The organism is Streptomyces thioluteus (assembly GCF_039535865.1).
This window is the reverse complement of sequence record NZ_BAAAXZ010000002.1, coordinates 33,710-59,750: the sequence shown is the minus strand read 5'-3', so window position 1 is coordinate 59,750 and position 26,041 is coordinate 33,710. Positions and strand designations below refer to the sequence as shown.

Sequence of the window (26,041 nt, the reverse complement as noted above, 5' to 3'; positions counted from 1 at the left end):
TCCCGCGGCGACCGCGCGCCGCGGGACAGCTGCGCGGGGCCCGCGGGCTCCGCGCCGGGCGGGCCGGGGGGACTCACCCCCGTACGCCGCCCTCCGCGGGACACGGCCCGCGGAACCCGACCATCCGCAGCGCCAGCCCCGCGTACAGGTCGCCGACCTCCTCCGGGGTGCGCTTGCCGTCCTCGCGGAACCAGCGGGCGACGTCCACGCAGAGCGAGAGCAGGGCCAGGCTGGTGCCCGGCACGTCGGGGACGTCGAACTCGCCCGCGGCGACGCCGTCCTCGACGATGGAGCGCACGGCGGCGTCCGTCTCCCGCCGCATGCCGACGATCTCCGCGTGGTGCTCCTCGGCGAGCGCCCCCAGTTCGTACTGCACGACGCGCGCGGTGGTGTGGTGCTCCGCGTGCCAGCGCACGAAGGTGCGCACCGCGTCGCCGAGGCGCTCGGCCGCGCTGCCGCCGCCGTCGCGGGCCCGGCCGAGGATGTCGAGGGCGAGCCGATGGCCGACGCCGCTGATGCGGTAGAGGAGTTCTTCCTTGGTGCGGTAGTGGATGTAGAGGGCGGCGGGGCTCATCCCGGCCCGGCCGGCGATGTCCCGCGTGGTGGTGGCGTGGTAGCCGCGCTCGGCGAAACGCCCGGACGGCGGCCGTCAGCAGCCGCCGGGCCGCGTCGGGGGTGATGTCCGCCCATTCCCCGGCCTTCGCCCGCTCCCCGGCGTCCGCCCGTTCCTCGGTCCGCCCGGCCTCCGCGTCCATCCGTCCCCTCCCCTTCCGGCCCCGGCGGGACCCCGTCGGCAGGACGAACACCCTACCCCCTGCCTGAGCGAGCGCTTAGGGCGCGTACGCGCCACCGCCCGTGGGCATGCTCGCCCCATGGCCAGGGGACGCGTGCGGGGACGGATGCGGGAGCTGGGCGGGCTGCCCGTGGCGGCGACGGCGCTGACGGCCACGGTGGCGGTGTACGTCCTGCTGGTGGTCTTCGGCAACGTGACGGACTTCGGCACCAACCGGGACTTCGTCCGTCATGTCCTCGCCATGGACACGACGTTCAAGGACGACGACCTGATGTGGCGGGCCGTCACCTCCCGGCCCCTCCAGGATCTGGCCTACGTCCTCATCATCGTCTGGGAGGCGGCGACGGCCGCCGTTCTGCTCACGGCCACGGTGCGATGGGTGCGCGCCCTGCGCCGCGGCGGGTACGAACGGGCGCGCCGGACCGCCACATTGGGGCTGGTGATGTTCCTGCTGCTGTTCGGGCTGGGGTTCATCGCCATCGGGGGCGAGTGGTTCGCGATGTGGCAGTCCGCCCGGTGGAACGGACTGGGCGCCGCCGAGCGGAACTTCGTGGTGGCCGGGCTGGTGCTGCTGGTGATCCACCTGCCCGGCCGGTGGCCCGCGGACTGACGGCCCGCGGCCGCGGTCCTGCAGGCCTCACCGGCCCACAGGTCTCACAGGCCCGTCAGGTCTCACAGTTGCAGGGACTTGGGCTGGAGGAACTCCAGCAGCCCGTGCACGCCCAACTCCCGCCCCACACCGGACCGCTTGTAGCCGCCGAACGGCGCGAGGATGTTGAACGCGCCGCCGTTCACGTCGACGCGCCCGCACTCCATCCGCCGCGCGAAGGCCACCGCCTCGGCCTCGTCCGCCGCCCACACGGCCCCGGCGAGCCCGTACTCCGAGTCGTTGGCGACGCGCAGCGCCTCCTCCGCGTCCGCGTAGCGCAGGACGGAGAGCACCGGGCCGAAGATCTCCTCCCGGGCGACCGCCATGTCCGGGGTGACGTCGGCGAGGACGGTGGGACGCACGTAGAAGCCGCGCGCGGGCCCCTCGGGCGCGTCGGGGCCGCCGGTGACGAGGCGGGCGCCCTCCTCCACGCCCCGCCGGACGAGCGCGCGGACGCGGTCGCGCTGGCGGGCGCTGACGACCGGGCCCAGGCGGCACTCCGGGTCCGTGGGGTCGCCGGGGACGTACTCCGCGACGGCCTCGGCGAGCAGGGCGACCGCCTCGTCGTACCGGTCGTCGTGGACCAGCGTCCGGGTCAGCGCGTTGCACGACTGGCCGGCGTTGCGCATGACGTCGGCGACGTTGGCCCGCAGCGCGCGCTCCAGATCGGCGCCGGGGAGGATCACGTTGGCCGATTTCCCGCCGAGTTCGAGGGCGACGCGCTTGACGCCCTCCCCCGCGAGGGCGCCGACGCGCCGCCCGACGGCGGTGGAGCCGGTGAAGGAGACCAGGTCCACGCCGGGGTGCCGGGCCAGCGCCTCCCCGGCCTCCGGGCCGAGGCCGGTGACGAGGTTGAACACCCCGGCGGGCAGCCCCGCTTCCGCCGTGCACGCGGCGAAGAGGCGCGCGGTGAGCGGGGTGTTCTCGGCGGGCTTGAGCACCACGGTGCAGCCCGCGGGCGAGCGCGGGGGGCGACCTTGGTGACGATCTGGTGCAGCGGGTAGTTCCAGGGCGTGATCGCGCCGACGACGCCGACCGGTTCGTGGAGGACGAGCGAACTGCCGATGCGCTCCTCGAAGGCGTGGGAGGCGGCGAGTTCGGCGTACGAGGCGGTGACCGCGACCGGCAGGCCGGCGTGGACGCGCCGGGAGAAGCCGATGGGCGCGCCGAGTTCGGCGGTGACGGTCGCGGCGATCTCCTCGCGGCGGGTGTCCAGGACCGAGGCGAGGGCGGTGAGGAGGCGGGCGCGCTCCTTCGGCGGCGTCGCGGACCAGGCGGGCAGGGCGGCGCGCGCCGCGCGGACGGCCGCGTCGACGTCCGCCGCGGTGCCGGCCGGGACGGTCGCGAGGACCTCCTCGGTCGCCGGGTTGATCACCTCGATGACGTCCGTCCGGCCGGGTCGCGCCAGCCGCCGTCGATGAACAGCCCCTCGTGCACGGTCATGGCCGTCTCCCCACGGTCTCGCCGGTCGGTACGGCCCCAACCTAAACCGTCGATGCCCAGCCGCACAAGGGTGTCCGTCGGCCACGCGGCGTCTGATCCATTGACGCGCCCCGCACCGGAATCCTACGGTCGTCCATAGGATTCCTCCGGCAGTGGGAGCACACGATGACCGGCACGGACAACGAACAGGCGCGGAAGACCGCCGAGGGGCTGGCCTACCAGCCCGGCTTCGGCAACGAGCACAGCAGCGAGGCCGTTCCCGGGGCCCTGGCCGCAGGGGCGCAACTCGCCCCAGCGCGCACCCCTCGGACTCTACGCCGAGCAGCTGAGCGGCTCCGCCTTCACCGAACCGCGGAGCACAACCGCCGGTCGTGGCTGTACCGCATCCGGCCGTCGGCCGCCCACCCGCCGTTCTCCCGCGTCGACAACGGCGGCCTGCGCGGCGCCCCCTTCGCGGAGACCGTGCCCGACCCCAACCGGCTGCGCTGGAACCCGCTCCCCGAGCCCCCCGAGGGCACCGACTTCCTCGCCGGGCTGTGGACCCTGGGCGGCAACGGCGACGCCGCCAGCGCACCGGCATGGCGGTCCACCTCTACGCCGCCAACTCCTCCATGACGGACCGGGTGTTCAGCGACGCGGACGGCGAGCTGCTGATCGTGCCCGAGCGCGGCGGGCCTGCTGCTGCGCACCGAGTTCGGCCTGCTGCGCGCCGAGCCGGGCACGTGGCGCTGATCCCGCGCGGCGTCCGCTTCCGCGTCGAGCTCCTCGACGCCACCGCCCGCGGCTACGTCTGCGAGAACTACGGGCAGCCCTTCACCCTGCCCGACCTCGGCCCCATCGGCTCCAACGGCCTCGCCAACGCACGGGACTTCCTCGCGCCGGTGGCCGCGTACGAGGACGTCGAGGGACCGGTGCGGGTGGTCAACAAGTTCTGCGGCAACCTGTGGGCCGCGACGTACGACCACTCGCCGCTGGACGTCGTCGCCTGGCACGGCAACCACGTCCCGTACGTCTACGACCTGCGCCGGTTCAACGTCATCGGGACGATCAGCTACGACCACCCGGACCCGTCGATCTTCACGGTGCTCACCTCGCCGTCCGACACCCCGGGCCTGGCCGGCGTGGACTCGTGGTCTTCGCGCCGCGCTGGCTGGTGGGCGAGGACACCTTCCGGCCGCCGTGGTTCCACCGCAACGTGATGAGCGAGTACATGGGCCTGATCGAGGGCGCCTACGACGCCAAGACGGCCGGAGAAGGGGGTTTCGTGCCGGGCGGCGGTTCGCTGCACAACATGATGTCCGCGCACGGGCCGGACCGGGCGACGTTCGACAAGGCCAGCGCGGCGGAGCTCAAGCCGCAGAAGATCGACGACGGGCTGGCGTTCATGTTCGAGACCCGCTGGCCGGTGACCCTGACCGAGCAGGCCGCGGGCGCCGGGCACCTCCAGACGGGGTACGACGGCGTGTGGCAGGGTCTGGAACGGCACTACCGCCGCTGACCCGTCCCGTCGTCCGCAGAGCCGGAGTTCCCGTGACCGTCTTCGCCCCCGACTCCCTCGCGCTCAACCGCAAACTGCCGCTGTGGTACCAGGTGTCGCAGTCGTTGCGCGCCTCCATACTCGGGCGCCGCCCCGAGGACCCGCTGCGGCTGCCCACCGAGGACGCGCTCGCCGCGCACTACGGCGTGAGCGTGCTGACGATGCGGCAGGCGCTCAAGGAGCTGGAGGCGGAGGGGCTCATCAGCCGGCACCGGCGGCGCGGGACGTTCATCGAGCCGAGCGCCCGCCGGGGTTCGCCGGTGCGGCTGCTCGGCTCGGTGGACACGATCGTCGCCCAGCAGTCCGGCGAGCGCACCACCGTACTGGGCCACGGCCCGGTCCCCGTACCCGGCGACCTGGCCGAGCACTTCCCCGGGCTGCCCGAGGCCGTCGCCTTCCGCCGGTTGCGCCGGGACGGGGACACGGACGAGCCGGTGAACTGGGCGGAGAACCTGGTGCATCCTGAACTCGCCGAGCGGCTCGACCTGGACGACCTGGCGCGCTGGCCGATGACCAAGGTGCTGCGCGACGCGCTCGGGGTCCGCATCAGCCGCATCACGGACACCGTGGAGGCGCGGCTGGCCGATCCGGAGACGGCCGGGCTGCTCCGGGTGCCGCTGCTCAGCCCGATCCTGCATTACACGGGCGTCACGTACGACGACGACGGCCGCGTCGTGGACGTGGCGCGGATCCACTACCGCGGTGACCGCTTCTCGTTCACCGTGACCGTCGACGCGCACTGAGCCGTCGCGCACTGAGCCGTCGCGTACTGGGCCGACTCAATACGGGGCCGGCGCGCAGGGAGCGGCCGCGCCGCCTGGCCGTGGGACGGGTCGGGTGGCCGGCCGGCGGCGCGGGAACGGGCCGGGGACGGGGAACAGGGGTGCCTGGTGCGGGACCGGAGGGAGCGTCAGGGGCGGCTGCCGAACAGCGAACGGCGCAGCCGTCGCAGCGGCGCGAACAGGGACACCCGCGCCGTCCGGCTCGGTCCGGCCGCCGGCGCGTGGTCACGCGCCGTCAGCTCGCGCATCAGCAGGGTCGCGCCCTCGACCTCGCGCTGGGGCAGGGCGGGACCGCCCAGCACCGCGAGATGGCGGTCGAGGCGTGCGCTGGACGCACCGCTCCCGCAATTGATGGCAGGCACACGCGGCCTGCTGCGCATAGCTATCTGGTCCATGAGACTCCCCACCCGTACGAGGCACCCGGCCAAGGCAGGGTAACCCTATCGCCCCATCGCGTCACCCGCGCATCCGCAAACGGATTCACCACCCCGTCAAGGGGGTTGACGCCCCTGGCGTGAACCTGACGCAATCCGGTCTCCCCAGGGGCCCCCGGAACGTCCCCGACCGGGCGGAAATCACCCTCTGTTGCGGTACATTCACCCCCAATTGCTCTCCCGGGGGAGGGATGCGCGATGACCGGGGACTCCGGGGACGCCGACGGGCGCGTGCTGGCGGGCCGTTACCGGCTGGAGGACGAGCTCGGGCGTGGCGGGATGGGCGTCGTGCGGCGGGCCCGCGACGAGGTGCTGGGCCGCGCGGTGGCCGTCAAGGAGGTCCGCGCGCCCGCCGGGCTCCCGGCGGACGAGGTGCGCGGGCTGTACGAGCGGCTGGAGCGCGAGGGGCGCGCGGCGGCCCGGATCGCGCACCGCAACGTCGTCACGGTGTACGACGTGGTCGTGGCGGACGGACGGCCGTGGATCGTCATGGAGCTGGTGCCCGGTCTGTCGCTCGCGGAGGTCCTGGACGCCGAGGGGCCGATGGCGCCGGCGCGGGCCGCGCGGATCGGCGCCGAGGTGCTCGCGGCGCTGCGGGCGGCGCACTCCGTCGGCGTGCTGCACCGGGATGTGAAACCGGCCAACATTCTGCTCGGCAACGACGGGCGGGTCGTCCTCGGCGACTTCGGCATCGCCGTGATCGAGGGAACCTCCGCGCTCACGGCCACCGGGCAGTTGATGGGTTCGCCCGAATTCCTGGCCCGGAAAGGCGCTGGGGCGCCCGCCCGGCCCGGCGTCCGACCTGTGGTCGCTCGGCGTCACGCTGTACGCGGCGGTGGAGGGCCACTCGCCGTTCCGCCGGGACACCCCGCTGACCACCGTACGGGCCGCCGTGGACGAGGAGTTGCCGCCCGCCCCTGCGGGCGGGCCCGCTCGCGCCCGTGCTGGAAGGGCTGCTGCGCAAGGACCCGGAGCGGCGGTTGGGCGCGGCGGAGGCCGAGCGGCTGCTGCGGACCGTCTCCGCGGGCGGGATGCCGCGCGCGGCATCCCGCCCGTCGTCCGCCCCGACGGTCGTGGTGCCCCGCCGGGCGAGACGGCGAGTCCCTACAGCCCCGGGGACCCGGTCGGTTCGCCCGGGTCGTACGGCTCGGGCGACCGGAGCGATCCGTACGGGCCCGGCGGACGCTCGGCGCCCCTCGGCCCGGGCGATCCCGGCGGCGCGGGCGATCCCGGCGGCGCGGGCGATCCCGGCGGCGCGGGCGGTCCCGGCGGCGCGGGCGCCCACGGCCCGGACGGAGCACCCGGTGCGCGGCGGGCGCGCCGGACGCGGAACGGGCTGATAGCCGCCCTGGTCGTGGCCGCGCTCGTGGTGGGCGGCCTGGTGTGGGCCCTGGTGGGCCGGGACACGGGCGGCGGGAGCGCCGGAGGGGACGGCGGCGACGGCAGTGACAGCAGTGCCGGACCGGCCCCGGGGCGCGCCGGCCCCGTCGTCGTCCGCCGCGCCCTCCCCGTCCCGCTCCCCTTCCTCTTCCTCTTCTCCTCCCTCTGCTTCCCCTTCCTCCCCTTCCTCCTCCTCTTCTTCTCCCTCTCCCGATGCGCCCGGTTCCGCGGTCGGGGTCACCGTCACCGCCGACCGCGACCGCTACTCCGGCCCCTGCCCGGCCCCGGAGCAGCGCGCGCCCGCCTTCCACGCGCTGCTCACCGTGGACCGCGTGCCCGCGCGGGTGGTCTACCGGTGGGTCACCGGCAGCGGGCGGGTGACGGACGGGGGGCTGGCACACGGTCTCGCCCGGCGCGTCGCCGACGGTGAGCGTGCCGCACGCGGAGACCGCCCACCGGGCCGGTGATCCGGAGCGGGACTGGATCGCCGTGGAGGTCTCCGCGCCGCGCAAGGTGACGTCGGCGCACGTGCCGTTCACGGTCGTCTGCCGGCCGGAGTCGTCGTCCGCGTCACCCGGCGGCAGCGCGACCCGCGACCCGGGCCGCTGAGGTGAGCACCGGCAGGTAGCCGCCGGACTGGCCGCCGGCGGTGGGGTGGTACGACTCGTCGACGGGCAGCGTCACGCTGCGCAGCCAGGGGCTGCCGGAGCACAGTTCGTGGCCCTTAAAGGTGGTGTTGACGTCGCCGTAGGCGAAACCGTGGCTCCTCGCCCGGTCGGCGACGACGGAGTCGAGCAGGTCCGCGGCCTTGTTGATGGCCGTCCGCTTGGTCTCGCTCAGGCCGGCGCAGTCGGTGGCGGCCGGCTTGTAGAAGCGGGGGTAGCCGAGGACCACGACGTGCGCGTGGGGGGCCTTGGAGTCGATGGCGTCGTAGACCGCGTCGAGTTTGGCGGGCAGTTGGCCGCGGATGAAGGCGCTCGCCGTGGCGATCCTGTCGAGACACGTGCGGTCGTCGTTGAGGACGCAGGCGGTCATGGTGTCGGAGAAGCCGGCGTCGTTGCCGCCGATGCTGATGCTCACCAGGCCCGTCGCCGCGGTGAGCGGGGTGAGCTGCTTGCCGAGGACGTCACCGGTGCGCGCGCCCGAGCAGGCGGTGAAGGCGAACGACGTGGGGGCGTGCGCGGCGGCCCACAGGGCCGGGTACGCCTTGGAGCTGCGTTTGCAGTCGCCGCCCTGGTACGAACCGGCGCCCACGCCCGAGGAGTAGGAGTCGCCCAGCGCCACGTAGGCCGGTCCGGCCGGTCTGGGCGCGGGGTGCGCCGTACCGGTTCCGGTGAGGGCGATCAGGAGGGTGAGGGCCACGGCCGATGCGGCACCCGTGATGCGGTGCGAGTTCATGGAGCCTCCCTAGCAGGGTTCTCTGCCACCCCTGTGGTAGCAGCGACCCGGAGTCGCTGGAAGTGTCCATGTCAAAAGTCACGCCGATCCCTCGCCGCCCCCTTGGCCGTATGGCCATTTGGTGAAGTCCGTCCCTGCCGCGCCTTCACGGCCGCGTCAACACCGGCACTCGCCCGGGGGTGTCGGTGCTCACCCGTGCGGCGGCCGGAACCCTTTGTACGACGGTGAACTGACGGTATGACAGGTTCCCCTGGTGTTCATCCGACGGAAAGCTTCCGGTTGTGCCCGAAGGCATCGGCCAAAGGTCGTTCGCACGCCCTTCACATCTTGACGGCCTTCGCCCATTGCGCGACATTGAAGCCCGGCATCCGGCGCTTCGGGGGGCTAAGTCGCCAATGCAGAGCTTCAGCGATCCCGTCGGACTCGACGGCAGCAAAATCGACACCATCGACGATCATTCGGTCACCGGCGATCCGCCCGGCACCACCCGTCCGCCCGGCCGCCCGGGGAGAAGGCCGCCGGCCGCGGACTCGCTCCCGGTGGTCGCGGGAGCCGCCGTCGCGATGGCGGGCGTGGGGGCGGCGCTGGCGCTCGCGGACATCGGCTCGCCGCTGCGGGCGCCGTTCACCCTCTTCTTCCTGCTCGTCGCGCCCGGCTGCGGGATCGCGGCCGCGCTGCGCGGGCTCGACCCGCTGAGCCGGGCCGTGGTCGCGGGCGGCGGGGCGCTGGCGGTCGACCTGCTGGTCGCCCAGACCATGCTCGCGCTGCACAACTGGTCGGTGCGCGGCGGCGTCGTCGCCGTGGGGGCCTTCAGCCTGCTGTTCTTCCTGCTCGCCCACGGGTGGCGCCACCGGAGCCGCTCCACGGGAAGCCGGACGTCCTGACGTGGACATCAGCGTGCGCCGCCCCGGCGAGCTGACCGCCGCGGACCGGGCGGCGTGGTCGGCCATGCAGACCCGGGCGGTGGAGGACGGCTCTCCACAGCTCGCGAATCCTTTCCTCGCACCGGAGTTCACGCTGGCGGTGGGCCGCTGCCGCCGCGGGACCCGGATAGCCGTCGTACGGGAGGAGGGCGCGCCCGCGGCCTTCTTCCCCTACCAGCGCACCCCGCTGGGGGTGGGCCGGGCGGTCGGGCTGGGCGTCTCGGACGCCCAGGGCCTGGTGCACCGGCCCGGCTTCCAGTGGGACGCCCGGGAACTGCTCCACGCGTGCGGGCTGTCGCTGTGGGAGTTCGACCATCTCGTGGAGGGCCAGAAGCCCTTCGAGGTGGGCGCCTCCGGCGCGTTCGCCTCGCCGGTGATCGACGTGGAGCAGGGCTTCGAGTCCTATCTGGCGGCGCTGCGCAAGCAGTCGCCCAAGTTCACCCGGACCACGCTCGCCAAGGAGCGCCGGCTCGGCCGCGACGTCGGCGACGTGCGGTACGTGCACGACGAGCGCGATCCGGCCGTGCTGGACCGGCTGATCGCCTGGAAGTCGGCGCAGTACCGAAGAACAGGGCGCAGCGACCGCTTCTCCCGTCCCTGGATATCCCATCTCGTCGAGCAGCTGTTCCACACCCGGGCCGCGACGTTCGGAGGGCTGCTGTCCGTGCTCTACGCGGACGGCCGGCCGGTGGCGGCGCACTTCGGGCTGCGGTCGCCGACGGTGCTGGCGTGCTGGTTCCCGGCGTACGACCCGGAGTTCGCGAAGTACTCCCCCGGCCTGGTGCTGCACATACGCATGGCGGAGGGGGCGGCCGCGGCGGGGCTGGCGTATCTGGACCTCGGGCGGGGCGGCAAGGCGTACAAGGATTCCCTGAAGACACGCGAACTCAGCGTGTCGAAGGGTGGGTGACGAGCGTCACCCCGTCGCGATGGGGCATCTGGCGCGGCGTGCGCCGTGCGCGCGCTGCGCAACGCCGTGCTCGCGCGCCCCAGCTCTTCGAGCCCGCCGACCGGCTCCTCAAACAGGTGGGCCGGCTCCGGCGGAGCACGTGAGGGGGGTTCACGGGCAGGCGTCAGGGGTACGCCCAACTCCCCGCTCCGGCGTGTGCGTTCGCACAGCGGACAGCGCGTCAGGAACAAAGGACACCAAAGGAGGAGAGTCCGCCTCACCTCTTGCCATACAGTCTCAAGCTTCAATACCGTCGTACATCTACCCGCATCGGTCCATCAGTTCATGCGGCTCCGGGAGAGGGGCTCCAGTCGCCGCGCGATGGGTCCGGGGCGGGGCGCGGCAGGGGGTGCCGCGCCCGGCCGGCCCAGCCGGTCCGGGTCGCGTGCCGCGCGGCCTGTGCTACTTGCCAACTCGCCCTGAGCGCACGGTGGTTTCCGTACTCCGTACGCGACAGGGCGAGACCCCCTTTTCGAACCGGACACACCAAAGGACCGCTCGGGGGCGGGCGGTCCACCGACGAGAGGGAAACAGAGACTCATGAGCTCGTTCCTGCGCCCGGCGGCCGGTCAGGTTCCTGACCAGGCCCTGGGATCCGAAGGCCGGAGCGATTCCGGCCAGCCGCTCGAACCACCCGCCCAATACCGCCCGGTGACCGCGCAGTTCGCGATAGCGCCTCCGGTCAGCGTGGTGATCCCGGCGATGAACGAGGGCGGAGAACCTGCCGTACGTCTTCAAGACCCTGCCCTCCTGGATCCACGAAGTGGTCCTGGTGGACGGCAACTCCACCGACGACACCGTCAAGGTGGCCCGCGAGCTGTGGCCCTCGGTCAAGGTCGTCGGGCAGCGCGGCAAGGGCAAGGGCGACGCCCTGATCACCGGCTTCGCCGCCTGCACGGGCGAGATCATCGTCATGGTCGACGCCGACGGCTCCGCCGACGGCAACGAGATCGTCAGCTACGTCTCCGCCCTGGTGGGCGGGGCGGACTTCGCCAAGGGCTCCCGCTTCGCCAACGGCGGCGGCACGGACGACATGACGCCCGTCCGCAAGCTGGGCAACCGCGTCCTGTGCTCGCTCGTCAACCAGAAGTTCGGGGCCCGCTACACCGATCTGTGCTACGGCTACAACGCCTTCTGGAAGCGCGTCCTGGACGACATCGCCCTGGACTGCGCCGGCTTCGAGGTGGAGACCCTGATGAACATCAGAGTCGTCAAGGCCGGTCTGAAGGTGCAGGAGATCCCCAGCCACGAGTTCGTGCGCATCCACGGCACCAGCAATCTGCGCGCCGTGCGCGACGGGCTGCGGGTCCTCAAGGTGATCCTGCACGAGCGCGGCTCCCGGCGGCGCAAGCGGCCCGGGCGCCCGGCCTGGCGATCGCACCGGCCGCGAGCCGCGGGGAAGTCTCTTGAACACAGGAGCGGAACGGACCACCGCGCCGGACGTCTCGGTGGTCATCTGCGTCTACACCGAGGACCGCTGGGGCGACATCCTCGCCGCGGTGGCCTCGGTGGCCGCGCAGTCCCACCCGGCGCTGGAAACCCTGGTCGTGGTGGACCACAACCCGGCGCTGCTGCGCCGGCTCGCCAAGCACTACGGGGATGACGGCGGGGGCACCGAGAGCTCCGTCCGGGTGCTCGCCAACGCCGGACCGCGCGGGCTGTCCGCCGGGCGCAACACCGGAGTCGCCGCCTCCTCCGGGGAGGTGATCGCCTTCCTCGACGACGACGCGGTGGCCGAGCGCGACTGGCTGCGGCACTTCGCGGCGTGCTACGCGGACCCGCGGGTGATGGCGGTGGGCGGCCGGACCGAGCCGGTGTGGGCCTCGCGGAGCCGTCCCCGACTGGTTCCCCGAGGAGTTCGACTGGGTGGTGGGCTGCACCTATCGCGGCCTGCCGCCCGGCCGGGTGGAGGTGCGCAACGTCCTCGGCGGGAACGCGTCGTTCCGCAGATCGGGGCTGCTCGCCGTCGGCGGGTTCGCCAGCGGCATCGGACGCGACGGGCACCGGCTGCCGCTGGGCTGCGAGGAGACCGAGCTGTGCATCCGGCTGCGCCGGGCCGTGCCCGGCGCGGTGTCTGCTCATCGACGACCGCTCCGTGATCCACCACCGGGTGCCGCCCGAGCGGGAGCGCTTCGGCTACTTCCGCACGCGGGCGTACGCCGAGGGCTTGTCGAAGGCCCTGGTGGCGCACAGCGTGGGCACGCGCGACGGGCTGGCGAGCGAGCGCCGTTACACCACCCGCGTCCTCCCGGCCGGCGTGGCGCGCGGGCTGCGCGACGCGCTGCTCGGGCGGCCCGGCGGCGCGGCACGGGCCGGGGCGATCGTGGCGGGACTGGCCGTGACGACCGGCGGTTACGCCGTCGGTCTGGCCCGCGCCCGCCGCGGCGCCGGCCGGTTCGCGGTGGCGGCCGTGCCGGACGCCGCACCGGGCCCGTCGGGCGTCCCGGCCGTCCCGGGCGGGAACGGCACGAGCGCCGACGGCACAGGCTCCGGTGAGGAGGTGGTCCCGTGACGGCCGCCGGCGGCCCGGTGCCGATCCTGATGTACCACTCCGTCGCCCACGCGCCGTCCCGCGCCGCCCACGGACTCTCCGTCCGGCCGGACGCGTTCGCCGAGCAGATGGCGGTGCTGGACGCGGCCGGCTTCGTCCCGCTGACCACCCGGGAGCTGGCCGCCGCCTGGCGCGACGGCCGGCCGCTGCCGCCGAAACCGGTGCTGATCACCTTCGACGACGGCTACGAGGGCGTGCACCGGCACGCCCTCCCCGTGCTGGCCGCCCGGGGCTTCCCGTCGACCGTCTTCGTCTCCACCGGCTGGCTGCGCGGGGAGCACGAGACCGGCGGCGCCCTGGACCTCATGCTCACCTGGCACCAGCTGCGCGAGCTCACCGAGGCCGGCGCCGAGGCCGGCGGGCACAGCCACACACATCCGCAGCTCGATCAACTCGCCGACGACAGGCTGGCGTTCGAGATCGAGCGGTGCCGCGACATACTCACCGGGGAACTCGGCCGGCCGCCGGTATCCTTCGCCTACCCCTACGGCTACTCCAGCCGCCGGGTGGCGGCGGGCGGTACGGGCGGCCGGCTTCGGGATCTCGCTCGCGGTGGGGAACGGCCTGGCGACGCGCGCACAGGGCCCGTACGCCCTGCGGCGGGTGACCGTGCGCCGCACGACGTCGGTCGCCGAGTTCGAGCGGATGGTGCACGGCCGGGCGGTCGGCCGGCTGTTCGCGGCCGACCGGCCCTGACCAAGGGGTACGCGATCGTCCGCGGCGGCCGCCGGCTGATCGGAACGGCGAGCGCCGGAGCGGCGGGCGCCGGACGGACAAGCGCCGGAAAGGCCAGAGAGACGCGAAGGGCCAGAGAGACGCGTGGCTGACACGTCCACACAGGACACCTCCGAACCGGGGCTGTCCGCACGGACCGAGGAGCGGGCGGTGGAACCGGCGGGCCGCAGGCTTCGGCTGCCGGGGCGCGGCAAGGGCGGCGGGAGCGACGGGAGCCCGCTGTTCCGCAACGCCTTCGCGCTGATGCTCAACACCGGCATCAGCGCGGTCCTCGGGGTGGGCTTCTGGCTCGTCGCCGCCCGCTACTACAGCGAGGAGTCGGTCGGCCGGGGCTCCGCGGCCATAGCCGCCATGAAGCTGCTCGCCGGGCTCACGGCGGTCACCCTGACCGGGGCGCTGGCCCGCTTCATCCCGGTCGCCGGCCGGACCACGGGCCGGCTGGTGCTGCGCACCTACGCGGGCAGTTCGGTGATCGTCGCCGCCGCGGCGGGCGTCTTCCTGCTCACCCTGGGCTGGTGGGGACCGTCCTACCGGGCGCTCGGCGGGCTCTCGCACGGGCTGGGGTTCGCCGCCGCGGTGATCGCCTGGTCGGTGCTCACCCTCCAGGACGGGGTGCTGACCGGGCTGCGCAGCGCGATGTGGGTGCCGGTGGGCAACACGGTCTTCTCCGCCGTGAAGCTGGCCCTCCTGATCGCCCTGGCGACGGTGCTGCCGGCGTCCGGGGTGTTCGTCTCGTGGGTGGTCTCGATCGGCGCGTCCGTCCTGCCGCTGGGCTGGCTGGTGTTCCGGCGGCTGGTGCCCGCGCACGTCCGGGCCACGGAGCGGACCGCGCGCCCGGCGAGCGCCCGGGAGATCGGCCGCTTCCTGGCCGGCGACTACACCGGCTCCCTCTTCTCCCTGGCCGTGGTCTATCTGGTGCCGGTGCTCGTCGCCGCGCAGATCAGCTCCAGCGAGAACGCGTACTTCTACATCGCGTCCACCATCGGGGGCACGGTCAACCTGCTCGCGATCAACATGGGCGCCTCGCTCACCGTCGAGGGGTCGCACGACCCGGAACGGCTGGCGGAGAACTGCCGGGCCGCGCTGCGCCGGATGGCGAAGATCATGGTTCCGGTGTGCGGGGGCCTGTTCCTCCTCGCACCGTACATCCTCGCGGTCTTCGGGCCCGGTTACACCGAGGCGACGCCGCTGCTGCGGTGGTTCGCGGTCGGGGGCGGCGCTGCGCGTGGTGATGGAGACGTACTTCGCGGTGCTGCGGGCGCAGAGCCGTACGGCCGGACTCGCCTATCTCCAGGGGTTGTTGTGCCTGCTGGTGATGGGGCTGACGTTGCTGCTCCTGCCGCGCATGGGGCTGACGGGTGCGGGGGTGGCGGAAATCTCCAGCCTCACGGTGATCGTCTCGATCGCCGCGGTGAAGCTCCGGGGCGTCCTCAGGGCGGCGGCCGCCGCCCCCGCGGGGAGGTCCGACGCGACGGCGCCCGACGGCGACCTGGCGGACCTGCCGGCCCACGGCGAACGACGCGAGGAGCGGGAGGCCCCGCAGCGCGAGGCTCCACGGCGGGAGGCCCCGCAGCCGGCGCCCGCCCACGGCACGCGCTGGGCGCTGCGCGCCGCGCTCGACGCGGACACGCTGCCGCTGGGCGTCCGGCTGGACTTCGACCACCTGGAGCGACGGCCGGACGTCCGGCCGTCCCCGGACACGCTGGTGCTGCGCACGGAGGCGCCGCCACCGTCGCCCGCCCCCGCGAAGGCGCCGCCCCGGCGCCCCGCGTGGTGGCGCCCCGAGACCGCGATCGGGCTGCTCCTCCTGGCCGGACTGGCCCTCTACTGGGCGCCGTTGAAGGCCCTCGGCGAGGTCAACCTGGACGGGATGGGCGGGCTCGGCCTGGTCTCCGTCCTGCCCACCGCGACCCTGGTGGGGCACCGCCGTGCTGGTCGCGGCGTTCGCCGCCGCCCTGGTCCCCGCCCGGCCGCGCACCTGGCTGCTGGCCGCCGTGCTGCTGGCGACGGTCGTGTCCCTGCACGCGCTGCCCGCCGTACTGGAGGACCGCCCGCGCTTCGCCACGGCCTGGCAGCACCTGGGCTTCCTGGACTACATCGACCGGACCGGCACCGCGGCGCCCGACCTGGACGCCCGCTGGAGCTGGCCCGGCTTCTTCGCGCTCGCCGCGCTCGCCGCGCGGGCGTGCGGCGTGCACGACCTCACCGAGCTCCTGCGCTGGTGGCCGCTCGCCGTCCAACTGGCCTGCCTGGCCCCGCTGGCCCTGCTCCTGCGCGCGGTCCGGGCCGGGTGGCGCGCCAAGTGGACGGCACTATGGCTGTTCGCCCTCTGCGGCTGGGTCGGCCAGGACTACTTCTCCCCGCAGGCCCTCAACTACCTCTTCTACCTGCTCTTCGTGGCCGTGCTGCTGGTCTGGTTCCGCTGGCCCGGCCAGCTGCCGGGGCGGCGCGTAGCGGGCGAGCGCCGCGTGGAGCCGGTCGGCCGCGCCCAACTGACCGTACTCCTGGCCCTGCTGATCGCCCTCTTCGCCGCCTCCGTCGCGTCCCACCAGCTGACCCCGTTCGTGATGCTGGGCGTCCTCACCGTCCTCGTCCTGGTACGCCGCTCGACGCTCCGCGGACTCCCGCTGCTGTGCGGGGTGATGCTGGCGGTCTGGATCGGCTTCCTGGCCGAGCCGTACTGGTCCGGCCACTTCAACGAGCTCTTCGGCGGACTCGGCTCGCTCGGCGGCAACGTCTCGTCCTCGGTCTCCGGCCGCATCGAGGGCGGCAACCCGGTCCACAAGTTCGTCCTGTACGTGCGCGTCGCCCTGGCCGGCGGGGTGCTCGCCTTCGCCGCCCTGGGCTGGTGGCGCCGCCGCCGCGCCGGCGTCACGGACGTCTCGCTCGTGGTCCTCACCTGCGTCCCCTTCCTCGCCTTCGGCATGCAGTCGTACGGCGGCGAAGTGGCCCTGCGCGTCTTCCTGTTCGCCGTCCCCGGCGCGTGCGTCCTCGCCGCCCTGGCCCTCTTCCCGGCCGCGGCCCGCCGCCGCCGTACCCTGGCCGCCCCCCCTGGCCGCCCTGACCGCCGGCCTCCTCCTCGCCTTCGGCTTCCTGGTGGCCCGCTGGGGCAACGAGGACTTCGAGCGGGTGCGGGCCGGCGAAGTGACGGCCATGGACTACGTCTACGCCCACGACCGCCCGACGGTGAAACTCCTCTGGATGAGCAGCGACACGCTCAACAACGTGACGCCGGCCCTGCCATGGGAGGCGCGGGACATGGAGCGCGTCCTCTACGAGCCGACGCTCGCGCCGCGCGACGCCGCCGGCGTACCGGACCTGGTGAAGTCCCTGCGCGCCGCCGGCCCCAACGCGTACCTCCTCGTCAACCGCGGCCAGTCCACCTACCTGGAACTGTCCGCCGGCTACCCGACGGGCTGGGACGCCCGCATGCGCCGCTCCCTGTCCACGAGCCCGGACCTGCGCCCGGTCCTGACGAACGACGACGCGGTCCTCTACGAACTGAAATCCAAGCCCCCCGGCCCCGCCCCGGCCCCCCGCCCGGGCCCGGCCGGGCCACGGGTGACCTGGAACCCGGTCTCCGTGGTCGGCGGCCTGGCGGCGGTGCTGCTGCTGGTACTGCTGACGGTGCGGGAGCTGACGCGGGTGGGGATGCGGGCCGGGGTGCGTCAACTGCGCTGGATGCAGGGGTCGTTCTGGTTCGCGATGCCGCTGCTGGCGGTATTGGGCGCGGTGCTGGTGTGGCGGCTGGCGACGATGTCGTAGCCGTCGGCCCTGCGTCTACTCCCCCTCGTACAGCCGCCGCAGATCCACCAGGACCACTTCACCCCGCGCCTCCGCCGCCCTCAGCTCCGGGGTGAAGCCCGCCCCGCTGTAGCACGCCGGCCGGGTCGCGGTGGTGTCGACGCCCCGGGCGGCGAGGAGAATCAGGGCGTGGCGGAGGCGGTCGAGGTGGGACATGCCCATCGTGCGGTCCCACTTGGCCTCGCCGACGGAGAGGAGGACGCCGTTTGTCCTGGCCGACGGCTCCGCGGACCACCACGTCGAGTTCCATGCCGGTGCGGGCGGCCGGGTCGGCGACGGTTCCGTACGTCACGTCGATCGGCATGCCGCCGAAGGTCTCCGGGGAGGCGAAGTTGGCCACCCAGTCGCGGCAGACCTGTTCGAAGTGCGGTCCGACCACGGCCGAGAGGAATCGGGGCCGGGCGGTCGTCCAGACCTGGTGGGCCAGCCTCCGGTCGAGCAGGGGCCGTTTCGGGCGGGAGATGGCGTGGTCGAAGGCGATGAGCGGTTCGGCGACGCGGTAGGTGCTGCGGTTGCGGCGGAAGGCGTCCTCCTCGCGGCGTACCAGGCCGCAGTCCTGGAGGACGGTGAGCGGGTGCGTGATGTCGCTGATGGGACGCTCCAGGAAGCCGGCGATCCGTCCTGCGGTCGCGTTGCCGGTGGCGAGGGCCGCGAGGACGGAGTGGTAGAGGGCGCGGTCCCTGAGGTCCGATTCGTCGGCCAGGAGGTAGCGTGCCTCGCGGTAGAGCGGCGAGCTGGGGGAGAGCGCCGTGCGGCAGACCCAGGAGTCGAAGTCGGCCATGCCGTCGGGTACGTCGTCGCCGACGAATTCCTTGCGGTAGGCGGGCGTTCCGCCGACGACGCTGTGGACGAGAAGCGCGAGACGCGGATCGTCGAGCTGCCAGAAGGCGGCCGCCTGGCGGTAGTCGAGCGGGTGCACGATCAATTCGAGGCTCGCCCGGCCCCGCAGCGGTGACGTGCCCGCCAGCAGCTTCCCCATGAAGGCCAGGGAACTGCCGCAGAGGAGCAGCCGCGTGCGCGACTCCAGGCGTTCGGGGCGCCGGGGGCCGTAGGCGACCTGAACGATGGACGGCAGCGACGGGGTCGCCCGGGCGAGATAGGGGAACTCGTCGAGGACCACGACGAGCGGCTGTTCGCGCCCGAGGGCGAGCAGGGCGTCCACCGCCTGCTCCCAGCGGTCGAAGCGCATGGGGGCGACGGCCCCGGTGTACTGGCCGAGTTCCTCGCCGAAGCGGTGCAGCGACTCCGACTCCGTCGCCTCGTACGCGCAGAAGTAGAAGCCCCCGGAGGCCCGGGCCAGGGAGTCGAGCAGGAACGACTTGCCCTGACGGCGACGGCCCGAGACGACCCCCACGGTCGCGTCCGGTCTCGCATCGCTCGCGAAGGCGGTCAGCTCGCTCCACTCCCCGTCACGGTCGAACATGTCGCCGGGCTTGGACGGATGGGAGGGTTTCCGGGGCACCGAGCACCTCGCACTTGGGGAAGTGTATTTCCGGGAAGTACGTTTCCTGTAACGCGGTCCCGGGGGGCCTGGTCACGATTCCGCCCAGCCGGGCCGCAGTACGGACACGCCGTGGCAGCCGCCGCCGGCGCCCGCGTCCCCGCCGGCGCTGACGCACAATGGGGGCCGCACACCGATCCGTCATCCAGGAGCACAGCCGCCGTGACCTTGCACGTGACCGTCGACCAGGACGCCCCCGAACCGCCCTACGAGCAGATCCGGGCCAGCATCGCCGACCAGGCCCGCTCCGGCGAGCTCCCCGTCGGCTACCGGCTGCCGACGGTCCGCGGCTTCGCCGAGCAGCTCGGGCTCGCCGCCAACACCGTGGCCAAGGCGTACCGGGCGTTGGAGACGGACGGGGTGATCGAGACGCGTGGGCGGAACGGCACGTTCATCGCCGCCCCGGGCGACACCGCCGAACGGGAGGCCGCCGCGGCCGCCCGCGGCTACGCCGAGCGGGCCCGGCGGCTCGGTCTGGACCGGGCGGCGGCCCTCGCGGCGGCGGAGGAAGCGGTACGCGCCGTCTACGGCGCCTGAGTTCGGGCGGAAGCCGACCAAACCGTACGGCCCGCCGATACCCTTGGCCATGATGGGACGTCATGCCGGGGGGCCGTGGTTGTCGAAACGGGGGCGGTGGCGCTTGACGGCGCTGCTCGCGGTCCTCGCGTGCGCGCTGGGCCTGCTGTTCACCGTCGACCTCGGCGGCGGCGGGCGGTCCCGCGGCGGGTCCGCGCACGACCGGCGGGCCGCGGTGGGCTGGGGCTTCACCCACACCAAGTACAGCGCCGACCGCGGCGAGGACGGTGCACGGCGCACGGCCGCCGGGCTGCTCTCCGCCGACCCGATGCCGCAGAACCAGCACATCATGGGCTGGGGAGCGGACAACCCGGAGCCCAGACCCGGCAGTTACAACTTCACCGACCTCGACCGCCGCGTCGCCCTCATGCGCCGCACCGGCGCCGCTCCCGTCCTCACGCTCTGCTGCGCCCCCGACTGGATGAAGGGCGGCGGGGAGCGGACCGACTGGTCCCAGAAGTCGCTGGAGAAGGCCCCGCAGCGGGCGCACTACAAGGACTTCGCCCGCCTTGCCGGCGTCGTCGCCAAACGCTACCCGGACGTCCACCACTTCATCGTCTGGAACGAACTCAAGGGTTTCTACGACGATTCGCGCAAGCGGTGGGACTACGAGGGGTACACCGAGCTCTACAACCTCGTCTACGAGGAGCTCCACAGACAGCGCGACGACATTCTCATCGGCGGGCCGTACGTCGTCATGGACAGCAACTCGCCGGGGTCCGCGTCCAACGCGTCGTCCCTGCAGGGCCCTTGGGGAGTGGTCGACCAGCGCGCCCTCGACGCGCTCACCTACTGGAACCGGCACAAGGCCGGTGCCGACTTCGTCGTCGTCGACGGCTCCAGCTACACCCGGGACGGCAGCCTGCTCCTCCCCGACGAGTTCCGCGCCACGCAGAAGTTCGCCGACGTCACGGCCTGGCTGAAGAACGCGACCGGCCTGCCGGTGTGGTGGGCCGAGTGGTACGTCGAGCCCCCCGACGCCCAGGACAACCGGGCCGGCTGGACCGAACCGCGCCGGATCGCCGTCCAGGCGACGGCGATGATGCAGATGGCCCGGGCCGGGGTGGCGGGCGCCTTCTACTGGAATCCGGAAGAGGACACGGGCGCCTGCCCCGGATGCCTTTGGAGCAGCACGGAGTTGAGCGACGGGGGAACAAGGCTGCCGATGATGGACTTGCTGTCCCATTTCGGCAAGGCATTCCCCCCGGGAGCAACTGGGCTTCGGGTTCCGGCAATCGAAGGGGAAGGAGTGCGAGCCCTCACCTCGGCGCATGGCGGGACGCTGGTAGTGAACACTCAAGACCACGGGTGTGAACGCGCGGGTGGAGGGACGGACAGTGAGCCTCGATGCGTACGAGCTGCGGTGGCTGACGTAAAGAGGCTGCCCTTGTCCACAACGATTACCGAAGGCCGGATGCGTGCAACCCCGTTGTATGTCGAAACAGGACTGCGGCCTGAGTACGGTGCGGTGACCGTCACGACTCGCCAGACCATTACTGCTACCAGATAGCAACGCCTCTTGCGGTTGTGGAGATAGGGGATCGGAGCTCTTCGTGCCACCGCCGGGCAAGTATCCGGGCGACCGGGTCTGGGTCATCCCGCAGAGCGAGCGGTGGGACGTCCTCACCGATGCCGACGACCTCGGGGAAGCGCTCGACGCCGCGGCCCGGAAGCTCGCCCGGTGAACCGTCCGTCGTCCGCACCCGCTGCGCCTGCGGCTGCGGGCACCCGCGACGGGCCGCCCGCAGCCGCTGACGTACGGGTACGGCCCGTGGGGCGTCGTACCCCCACGGGCCGTACCGTCACAGCTTCAGCTCGGTGCCGCCGCCGCGCAGCCACGTGTCCAGGCCGAGGACGAATTCCGTCGCGCCGCGGTACCGGCTGCCGGCGTCCGGGGAGAGGGCGGTGGCGAGGGAGTCCTCGTCGAGGAGTTCGCGGACCGGGGCGTTCCTGTCGGCGGTCAGCTGGCGGAGTTCGGTGCGGAGGGCCTCGGCGTAGCGGGGGTCCTGGGTGGAGGGGTAGGGGCTCTTGACGCGGTCGGCGACGACGTCGGGGAGGACGTCGCGGGTGGCGGCGCGCAGCAGGGACTTCTCGCGGCCGTCGAAGGTCTTCATCGCCCAGGGGGTGTTGAAGACGTACGAGACGAGGCGGTGGTCGCAGAAGGGGACGCGGACCTCCAGGCCGGTGGCCATGCTGGCCCGGTCCTTGCGGTCGAGGAGGATCTGGACGAAGCGGGTGAGGTGGAGGTGGCTGACCTCGCGCATGCGGGCCTGGTGGCCGGTCTCGCCGGGGAGGCGGGGGACCTCGGCGAGGGCCTCGCGGTAGCGGGCGTCGGTGTAGCCGGGGAGGTCGAGGGCGTCGAGGACGTCCTTGCCGAGGAGGGCCGCGTAGCCGCCGCTCTTGCCGCCGCCGAAGGTGTCGGCCACGCCCGCGGCGATCCAGGGGAAGGTGTCGGCGTTGACCGAGGCCGGGTCGTGGAACCACTTGTAGCCGCCGAAGACCTCGTCCGCGGACTCCCCGGAGAGGGCGACCGTGGACTGCTCGCGGATGGCCTTGAAGAGAAGGTAGAGCGAGGTGTCGCCGTCGCCGAAGCCGAGCGGCATGTCGCGGGCGGTGAGGACGGCGGCGCGGTGGCCGCGGTCCATCAGGGTGGCGGTGTCGAGGACGATGTCGCGGTGGTCGGAGCGCACGTGCTCGGCGAGGGCGTGGGCGTACGGGCCGTCGGGCGTCGAGCGCAGGTCGTCCGGGACGAAGTTCTCGGTCTGGCCGGTGAAGTCCACGGAGAAGGAGCGCACCGGGCCGCGGCCGGCCTCGCCGAGGCCCTTGGCGGCGAGGGCGGTGATGGCGGAGGAGTCCAGGCCGCCGGAGAGCAGGGTGCACAGCGGCACGTCGGCGACGAGCTGGCGGGCGACGATGTCGTCGAGGAGCTCGCGTATGTGCGCGACGGTGGTGGCGGTGTCGTCGGTGTGCTCGTGGGCCTCCAGGGCCCAGTAACGGCGGACGGCGGGGGACGCTCCGCGGCGGAAGCGGATGGTGTGGCCCGGGCGGACCTCGTGCAGGCCCTTGTAGACCGCGTGGCCGGGCGTCTTGACGAAGGCGAGGACCTCGGCGAGCCCCTCGGCGTCCACGACGGAGCGCACGGCGGGGTGGGCGAGCACGGCCTTCTGCTCGGAACCGAAGACGACGCCGTCGGGGGTCGGCGCGTAGTAGAGCGGCTTGATGCCCATCCGGTCGCGGACGAGGAGGAGTTCCTCGGTACGGGCGTCCCAGACGGCGAAGGCGTACATGCCGTTGAGGCGCTCGGCGAAGGACTCGCCCCACTCCAGGTAGGCGTGCAGCACGACCTCGGTGTCGCTGCTGGTGCGGAACGTGTGCCCGCGGGAGGCGAGTTCGGAGCGCAGCTCGCGGTAGTTGTAGACCTCGCCGCTGTAGGTGATGACGGCCTGGGTGCGGCCGTCGCGCTGGACGAGCATGGGCTGGCGGCCGCCCTCGATGTCGATGACGGCGAGGCGGCGGTGGCCGAGGGCGGCGTGGGTGTCCACCCACTCGCCCTCCGCGTCCGGGCCGCGCAGCGCCATGGTCCGCGTCATCGCCTCCAGTGTGGGGCGGGCGGCGGGGTCGGCGGTGAGGTCCTGGTCATAGGCGATCCATCCGGTGATTCCGCACATGGAGCGGCGTCCCCTTTCGTGGCGGTGTGGTGGGGCCCCCGTCGGTTCGGCGGTGGCGACGCTACGCCCTTATAGATGTATGTACCAACCATGCCTGGTAAAAACCTTGGGAACCGGCCGACGCCCCCAGCGTCGCCGAAGTCCGCCGCGCCGCACAGCGGTTCCCCGCCACCACGCCCGAACCGGCCCGCCGGGAGGCCGAAAAGGCACCGCCCGAGCAGCACGTCCGGAGTGACCGAGGAGCGGGGCGCCCTACGGCGCCGCGCGGCGAAGGTAGTTCGGGCCGTTCACATAGTGCTTGCCGGCGTCGGCCGCGCCGGAGCGCACCGCCGTCACCGGGGCCTGGACGGGGAGCAGCCCGGCCTCCAGGACGCGGAGTGCGCAGCACGCCGGCGGGGCCGGGGGCGAGGCGGTCCACGGCCTCGGCGAGGCGGTCGCGCAGCGGCCGCAGCAGGGGCTCGCCCCCGAGCTCCAGGGCGGGGTTCCCGCGCACAGGTGCACGGTGACGGCGGCGAAGAGATCGGCGACCGGTCCGTCGTGCCCGGCGAGGATGCGGCGGTCGGCGAAGCCGAGGAGGTCGGCGGCCTGGCCGCCGAGCCGGGCGGCGAGCCGGACCGCGTTGACCCGGGGGCCGCCGTGGTCCTTGTACAGCAGCCGCAGCCGGGTGCGGCCGCCGGGTGCGTCGAGCACCACCGAGACGTTCCGCCCGTCCGCCTCCAGGGCCACGCCGTAGGAGAAGAGGGTGGTGTGCCAGTCGAGGAGCAGGGTGAAGTAGGCGTCGAGGAAGGCGTGCGGCGACCCCCCGTAGTAGCGGGCGGCGAGCGCGTCGGCCACCGGGACGCCGTCGGGCGTACGGGCGGCCAGCGCCGGCGACGGGTACGACGTGGGCGTCGGCGAGCCCGTCCGGCAGGCGGCGGACCCGGGCGGCGAGGAGCGGGTGTCCCGCGTCGAGACGGGTGCGCCCGTCGGCGAGCAGGACGGCCCGGGAGAGGCGCGGCTCGCGCGCCCAGGATCTCCTCCAGCAGGTGCTGGGCGACCGCGCCGTCCAGCAGCGAACTGGGCACGATCCCGGCGCCGGCCAGGGGCAGTTCGAGGTGGGTGGCCGGGTCGTCGGCCAGGGCGACGGTGCGCGCCGACAGCGTCGGCACGACGTCCGGCCAGGGTTTGACGGCGAGTCGGGCCTCGCCCGCCAGGCCGGTGGCGCGCAGCGCCCGGGCGAGCGGCTCCCCCGCGGTCAGCGGGTGCACCGGCAGGGCGGTGCCCTCGACGGCGGGCAGCCCGAGTTCGCCGGGTGTGGGCACCAGGCGGGCAGGGCCGTGGGCCGGCCGCGCACGGCGGCGGGCGGCAGGACGAGCCAGCGCAGCCCGAACAGGGGTGGAACTGCGGTGCGTGGCCGGGCAGTTCGGCGGTGGCGAGGCCGGTGCGGCATGGCCGGCCGGGTGGAGGGTGGTGGGGGCGGAAGGCGGCGAGGGCGTCGAAGGCGAGGGCGCCGCGCGGCCCCCGTCCAGGTCGCGGCGCCGGGTCCGTAGGCGGCGGCGAGCCGTTCGGTGACGTCGCCGCGCAGCCGCTCCTGCAGCCGCAGGGCGGCCAGTTCCTCGGCGCACTCGGCGGCGAACGCGTCGAATCCGGACCGTTCACGGGGGTCCGGCGACGGCACGCAGCACCGCCAGGGCCGGCGCGAGGCGGGTGACGGTCGCGCCGCGGCCTCCAGCAAGGGCCGCCGCGCCCGGACTTCGCGCCGGACGCCCGTCACCGTCGACCGGGACGCAGACGGTCCGCTCCCCCGCGCGCAGGGCCAGCCAGTCGCCGTCCGGACGGCGGTGCCGGTGGGCGGTGCTGCGCAGCCGGTAGGCGTCCTCGCGCAGCAGGGCGTCGAGGACCCGGCGAGGAGCTCGCGCTCGGCGGTATCGGGGAGTTCGTGGGGGCGTATGCCGGGGTGGGCGGCGTGGGCGGGGTCTTCGGAGCTGCGTTCGGTCATGAGATCTCCCATCGATCGAGAGATTAGGTTAGGCAACCCTTAATATGTCAATTCGCTTGTTCCGTACGGGGCTTACGCCCCGATATGCCCACCCGCTCGACCCACCGGAAATCCCTTGGTGCGACACCCTCCGGGATGGCATGGTCCGCCCATGGCAGACATCACCGTGCGCCCCCTGACCCCCGGGGACTGGCGCCTCTACCGAGAGGTCCGGCTCGCCGCCCTGGCCGACGCGCCCTACGCCTTCGGTTCCACCTGGTCCGGGGAGATCGCGTTCCCCGAGGAGAAGTGGCGGGAGCGCCTGGCCCGGCGCAAACACTTTCCTCGCCGAGGACGGTGGGCAGCCGTGCGGCCTGGTCTCCGTCGTACCGGAGGGGCCGGAGGATCCACAGGGACCCGGCACCGGCATGCTCGTCTCGATGTGGGGTGGCGCCCGCCGCCCGGAGCCGCGGCGCGGCGGACCTCCTCGTCGGCGCGGCCCTCAGCCGGGCGGACGAACTCGGACTCACCGGGCTGCGGCTGTGGGTCACCGAGGGCAACGACCCGGCGGAACGGCTGTACGTCCGGCACGGGTTCACCAGGACGGGAGCGGTGCAGCCGGTCCGGGAGGGCGAGGACGCCCGGGAGTTCGAGATGGCGCGGGCGGCGACGGCCGCGGGGGATCAGCGGTGGCGCGCGGGCAGCGCCCGCCCGGGAAGGGGGTAGGCCCGCGAGACCTCGATGGGGTGCGACCGGCCCACCACGTACGCGTTCCCGTCCTCGAACTCCAGCCGGGTGCGCGCCGGAAGGACGCACCGCACGTCCCGCACCCGGTGCGGAATCCCGCCGATCGCGACGACGTCGCCGACGCGGACGCCGTCCCCCGTGACCCGTCACCACGGCGATCTGCCGGCGATCGGTGTTCCGAGGAGGGGCATGCGAGGACCGGGCATGTCTCAAC

15 protein-coding genes and 9 pseudogenes are annotated in these 26,041 nt (G+C 73.6%); 16 read left to right on the top strand and 8 right to left on the bottom strand.

Going from position 1 to position 26,041, the window contains the following annotated elements; all coding sequences use genetic code 11:
• Positions 1-73: 73 nt before the first annotated feature.
• A pseudogene (locus ABD794_RS00400) lies at positions 74-755 on the bottom strand (TetR/AcrR family transcriptional regulator).
• A 117-nt stretch (positions 756-872) separates the two neighbouring features.
• On the opposite strand from ABD794_RS00400, the gene ABD794_RS00395 reads away from it, so the two are divergent.
• Positions 873-1,403: a DUF2165 domain-containing protein gene (locus tag ABD794_RS00395; protein WP_344960299.1), complete on the top strand. Its 531-nt coding sequence runs from the start codon at positions 873-875 to the stop codon at positions 1,401-1,403.
• A 62-nt stretch (positions 1,404-1,465) separates the two neighbouring features.
• On the opposite strand, the pseudogene ABD794_RS00390 reads toward ABD794_RS00395, so the two are convergent.
• Positions 1,466-2,885: pseudogene (locus ABD794_RS00390) on the bottom strand (aldehyde dehydrogenase family protein).
• Positions 2,886-3,050: 165 nt separating this feature from the next.
• Between ABD794_RS00390 and hmgA the strand changes: the two are divergent.
• Positions 3,051-4,383, top strand: a pseudogene (gene hmgA / locus ABD794_RS18415) (homogentisate 1,2-dioxygenase).
• Positions 4,384-4,415: 32 nt separating this feature from the next.
• Positions 4,416-5,165 carry a GntR family transcriptional regulator gene (locus tag ABD794_RS00370; protein WP_344960294.1) on the top strand — a complete coding sequence of 250 codons (750 nt, stop codon included), beginning with the start codon at positions 4,416-4,418 and terminating at the stop codon, positions 5,163-5,165.
• Between the two features lie 167 nt (positions 5,166-5,332).
• Here the strand turns inward: ABD794_RS00370 and ABD794_RS00365 are convergent, their stop codons facing one another.
• A complete protein-coding gene (locus ABD794_RS00365) occupies positions 5,333-5,599 on the bottom strand; it encodes a hypothetical protein (protein WP_344960293.1) in 267 nt (88 codons plus the stop codon).
• A 237-nt stretch (positions 5,600-5,836) separates the two neighbouring features.
• Between ABD794_RS00365 and ABD794_RS00360 the strand changes: the two are divergent.
• The 3 genes and pseudogenes from ABD794_RS00360 to ABD794_RS00350 form a co-directional block, all read left to right on the top strand.
• Positions 5,837-7,109: pseudogene (locus ABD794_RS00360) on the top strand (serine/threonine-protein kinase); the annotation flags it as partial.
• Entirely contained in the window at positions 7,084-7,485 is a 402-nt protein-coding gene (locus ABD794_RS00355) for a hypothetical protein (protein ID WP_344960292.1), read from the top strand. The pseudogene ABD794_RS00360 and the gene ABD794_RS00355, both read left to right, overlap by 26 nt.
• Positions 7,445-7,627, top strand: a complete 183-nt coding sequence (locus ABD794_RS00350) for a hypothetical protein (RefSeq protein ID WP_344960291.1) — start codon at positions 7,445-7,447, stop codon at positions 7,625-7,627. The genes ABD794_RS00355 and ABD794_RS00350 overlap by 41 nt, the downstream gene beginning before the upstream one ends.
• On the opposite strand, the gene ABD794_RS00345 is transcribed toward ABD794_RS00350, so the two are convergent.
• Positions 7,589-8,416, bottom strand: a complete 828-nt coding sequence (locus tag ABD794_RS00345) for an SGNH/GDSL hydrolase family protein (RefSeq protein ID WP_344960290.1) — start codon at positions 8,414-8,416, stop codon at positions 7,589-7,591. The two genes, ABD794_RS00350 and ABD794_RS00345, sit on opposite strands and share 39 nt — an antisense overlap.
• A gap of 395 nt (positions 8,417-8,811) precedes the next feature.
• Here ABD794_RS00345 and ABD794_RS00340 point away from each other — a divergent pair, with 395 nt between their 5' ends.
• The 6 genes and pseudogenes from ABD794_RS00340 (at position 8,812) to ABD794_RS00315 (ending at position 17,339) form a co-directional block, all read left to right on the top strand.
• Positions 8,812-9,300 (top strand): hypothetical protein, encoded by a 489-nt coding sequence (locus tag ABD794_RS00340; protein WP_344960289.1) that lies wholly within the window; start codon positions 8,812-8,814, stop codon positions 9,298-9,300.
• A 1-nt stretch (position 9,301) separates the two neighbouring features.
• Positions 9,302-10,392 (top strand): annotated as a pseudogene (locus ABD794_RS00335) (GNAT family N-acetyltransferase).
• A 436-nt stretch (positions 10,393-10,828) separates the two neighbouring features.
• Positions 10,829-11,698 (top strand): annotated as a pseudogene (locus ABD794_RS00330) (glycosyltransferase family 2 protein).
• A pseudogene (locus ABD794_RS00325) lies at positions 11,695-12,800 on the top strand (glycosyltransferase family 2 protein). Before ABD794_RS00330 ends, ABD794_RS00325 begins: the two co-directional pseudogenes overlap by 4 nt.
• 29 nt (positions 12,801-12,829) lie before the next feature.
• Positions 12,830-13,573 (top strand): annotated as a pseudogene (locus ABD794_RS00320) (polysaccharide deacetylase family protein); the annotation flags it as partial.
• Between the two features lie 85 nt (positions 13,574-13,658).
• Positions 13,659-17,339: pseudogene (locus ABD794_RS00315) on the top strand (lipopolysaccharide biosynthesis protein).
• A gap of 58 nt (positions 17,340-17,397) precedes the next feature.
• Here ABD794_RS00315 and ABD794_RS00310 read toward each other — a convergent pair.
• On the bottom strand, positions 17,398-18,801 hold the full coding sequence (locus ABD794_RS00310) for an AAA family ATPase (protein WP_344960288.1): 1,404 nt from the start codon (positions 18,799-18,801) through the stop codon (positions 17,398-17,400).
• A 240-nt stretch (positions 18,802-19,041) separates the two neighbouring features.
• Between ABD794_RS00310 and ABD794_RS00305 the strand changes: the two genes are divergently transcribed.
• From ABD794_RS00305 to ABD794_RS00295, 3 genes are all read left to right on the top strand, one after another.
• Positions 19,042-19,416, top strand: coding sequence for a GntR family transcriptional regulator (locus tag ABD794_RS00305; RefSeq protein ID WP_344960287.1), 375 nt, complete (start codon positions 19,042-19,044; stop codon positions 19,414-19,416).
• 103 nt (positions 19,417-19,519) lie between these two features.
• On the top strand, positions 19,520-20,965 hold the full coding sequence (locus ABD794_RS00300) for a glycoside hydrolase family protein (RefSeq protein WP_344960286.1): 1,446 nt from the start codon (positions 19,520-19,522) through the stop codon (positions 20,963-20,965).
• Between the two features lie 43 nt (positions 20,966-21,008).
• Positions 21,009-21,140 carry a hypothetical protein gene (locus tag ABD794_RS00295; RefSeq protein WP_344960285.1) on the top strand — a complete coding sequence of 44 codons (132 nt, stop codon included), beginning with the start codon at positions 21,009-21,011 and terminating at the stop codon, positions 21,138-21,140.
• A gap of 117 nt (positions 21,141-21,257) precedes the next feature.
• Here ABD794_RS00295 and asnB read toward each other — a convergent pair whose 3' ends face one another.
• The 3 genes from asnB to ABD794_RS00280 form a co-directional block, all read right to left on the bottom strand.
• Positions 21,258-23,123 (bottom strand): asparagine synthase (glutamine-hydrolyzing), encoded by a 1,866-nt coding sequence (gene asnB / locus ABD794_RS00290; RefSeq protein WP_344960284.1) that lies wholly within the window; start codon positions 23,121-23,123, stop codon positions 21,258-21,260.
• A gap of 252 nt (positions 23,124-23,375) precedes the next feature.
• A complete protein-coding gene (locus tag ABD794_RS00285; RefSeq protein WP_344960283.1) occupies positions 23,376-23,957 on the bottom strand; it encodes an IucA/IucC family C-terminal-domain containing protein in 582 nt (193 codons plus the stop codon).
• A 400-nt stretch (positions 23,958-24,357) separates the two neighbouring features.
• Entirely contained in the window at positions 24,358-25,101 is a 744-nt protein-coding gene (locus tag ABD794_RS00280) for a hypothetical protein (RefSeq protein WP_344960282.1), read from the bottom strand.
• 426 nt (positions 25,102-25,527) lie between these two features.
• On the opposite strand from ABD794_RS00280, the gene ABD794_RS00275 reads away from it, so the two are divergent.
• A complete protein-coding gene (locus ABD794_RS00275; RefSeq protein WP_344960281.1) occupies positions 25,528-25,806 on the top strand; it encodes a GNAT family N-acetyltransferase in 279 nt (92 codons plus the stop codon).
• Positions 25,807-26,041 lie beyond the last annotated feature (235 nt).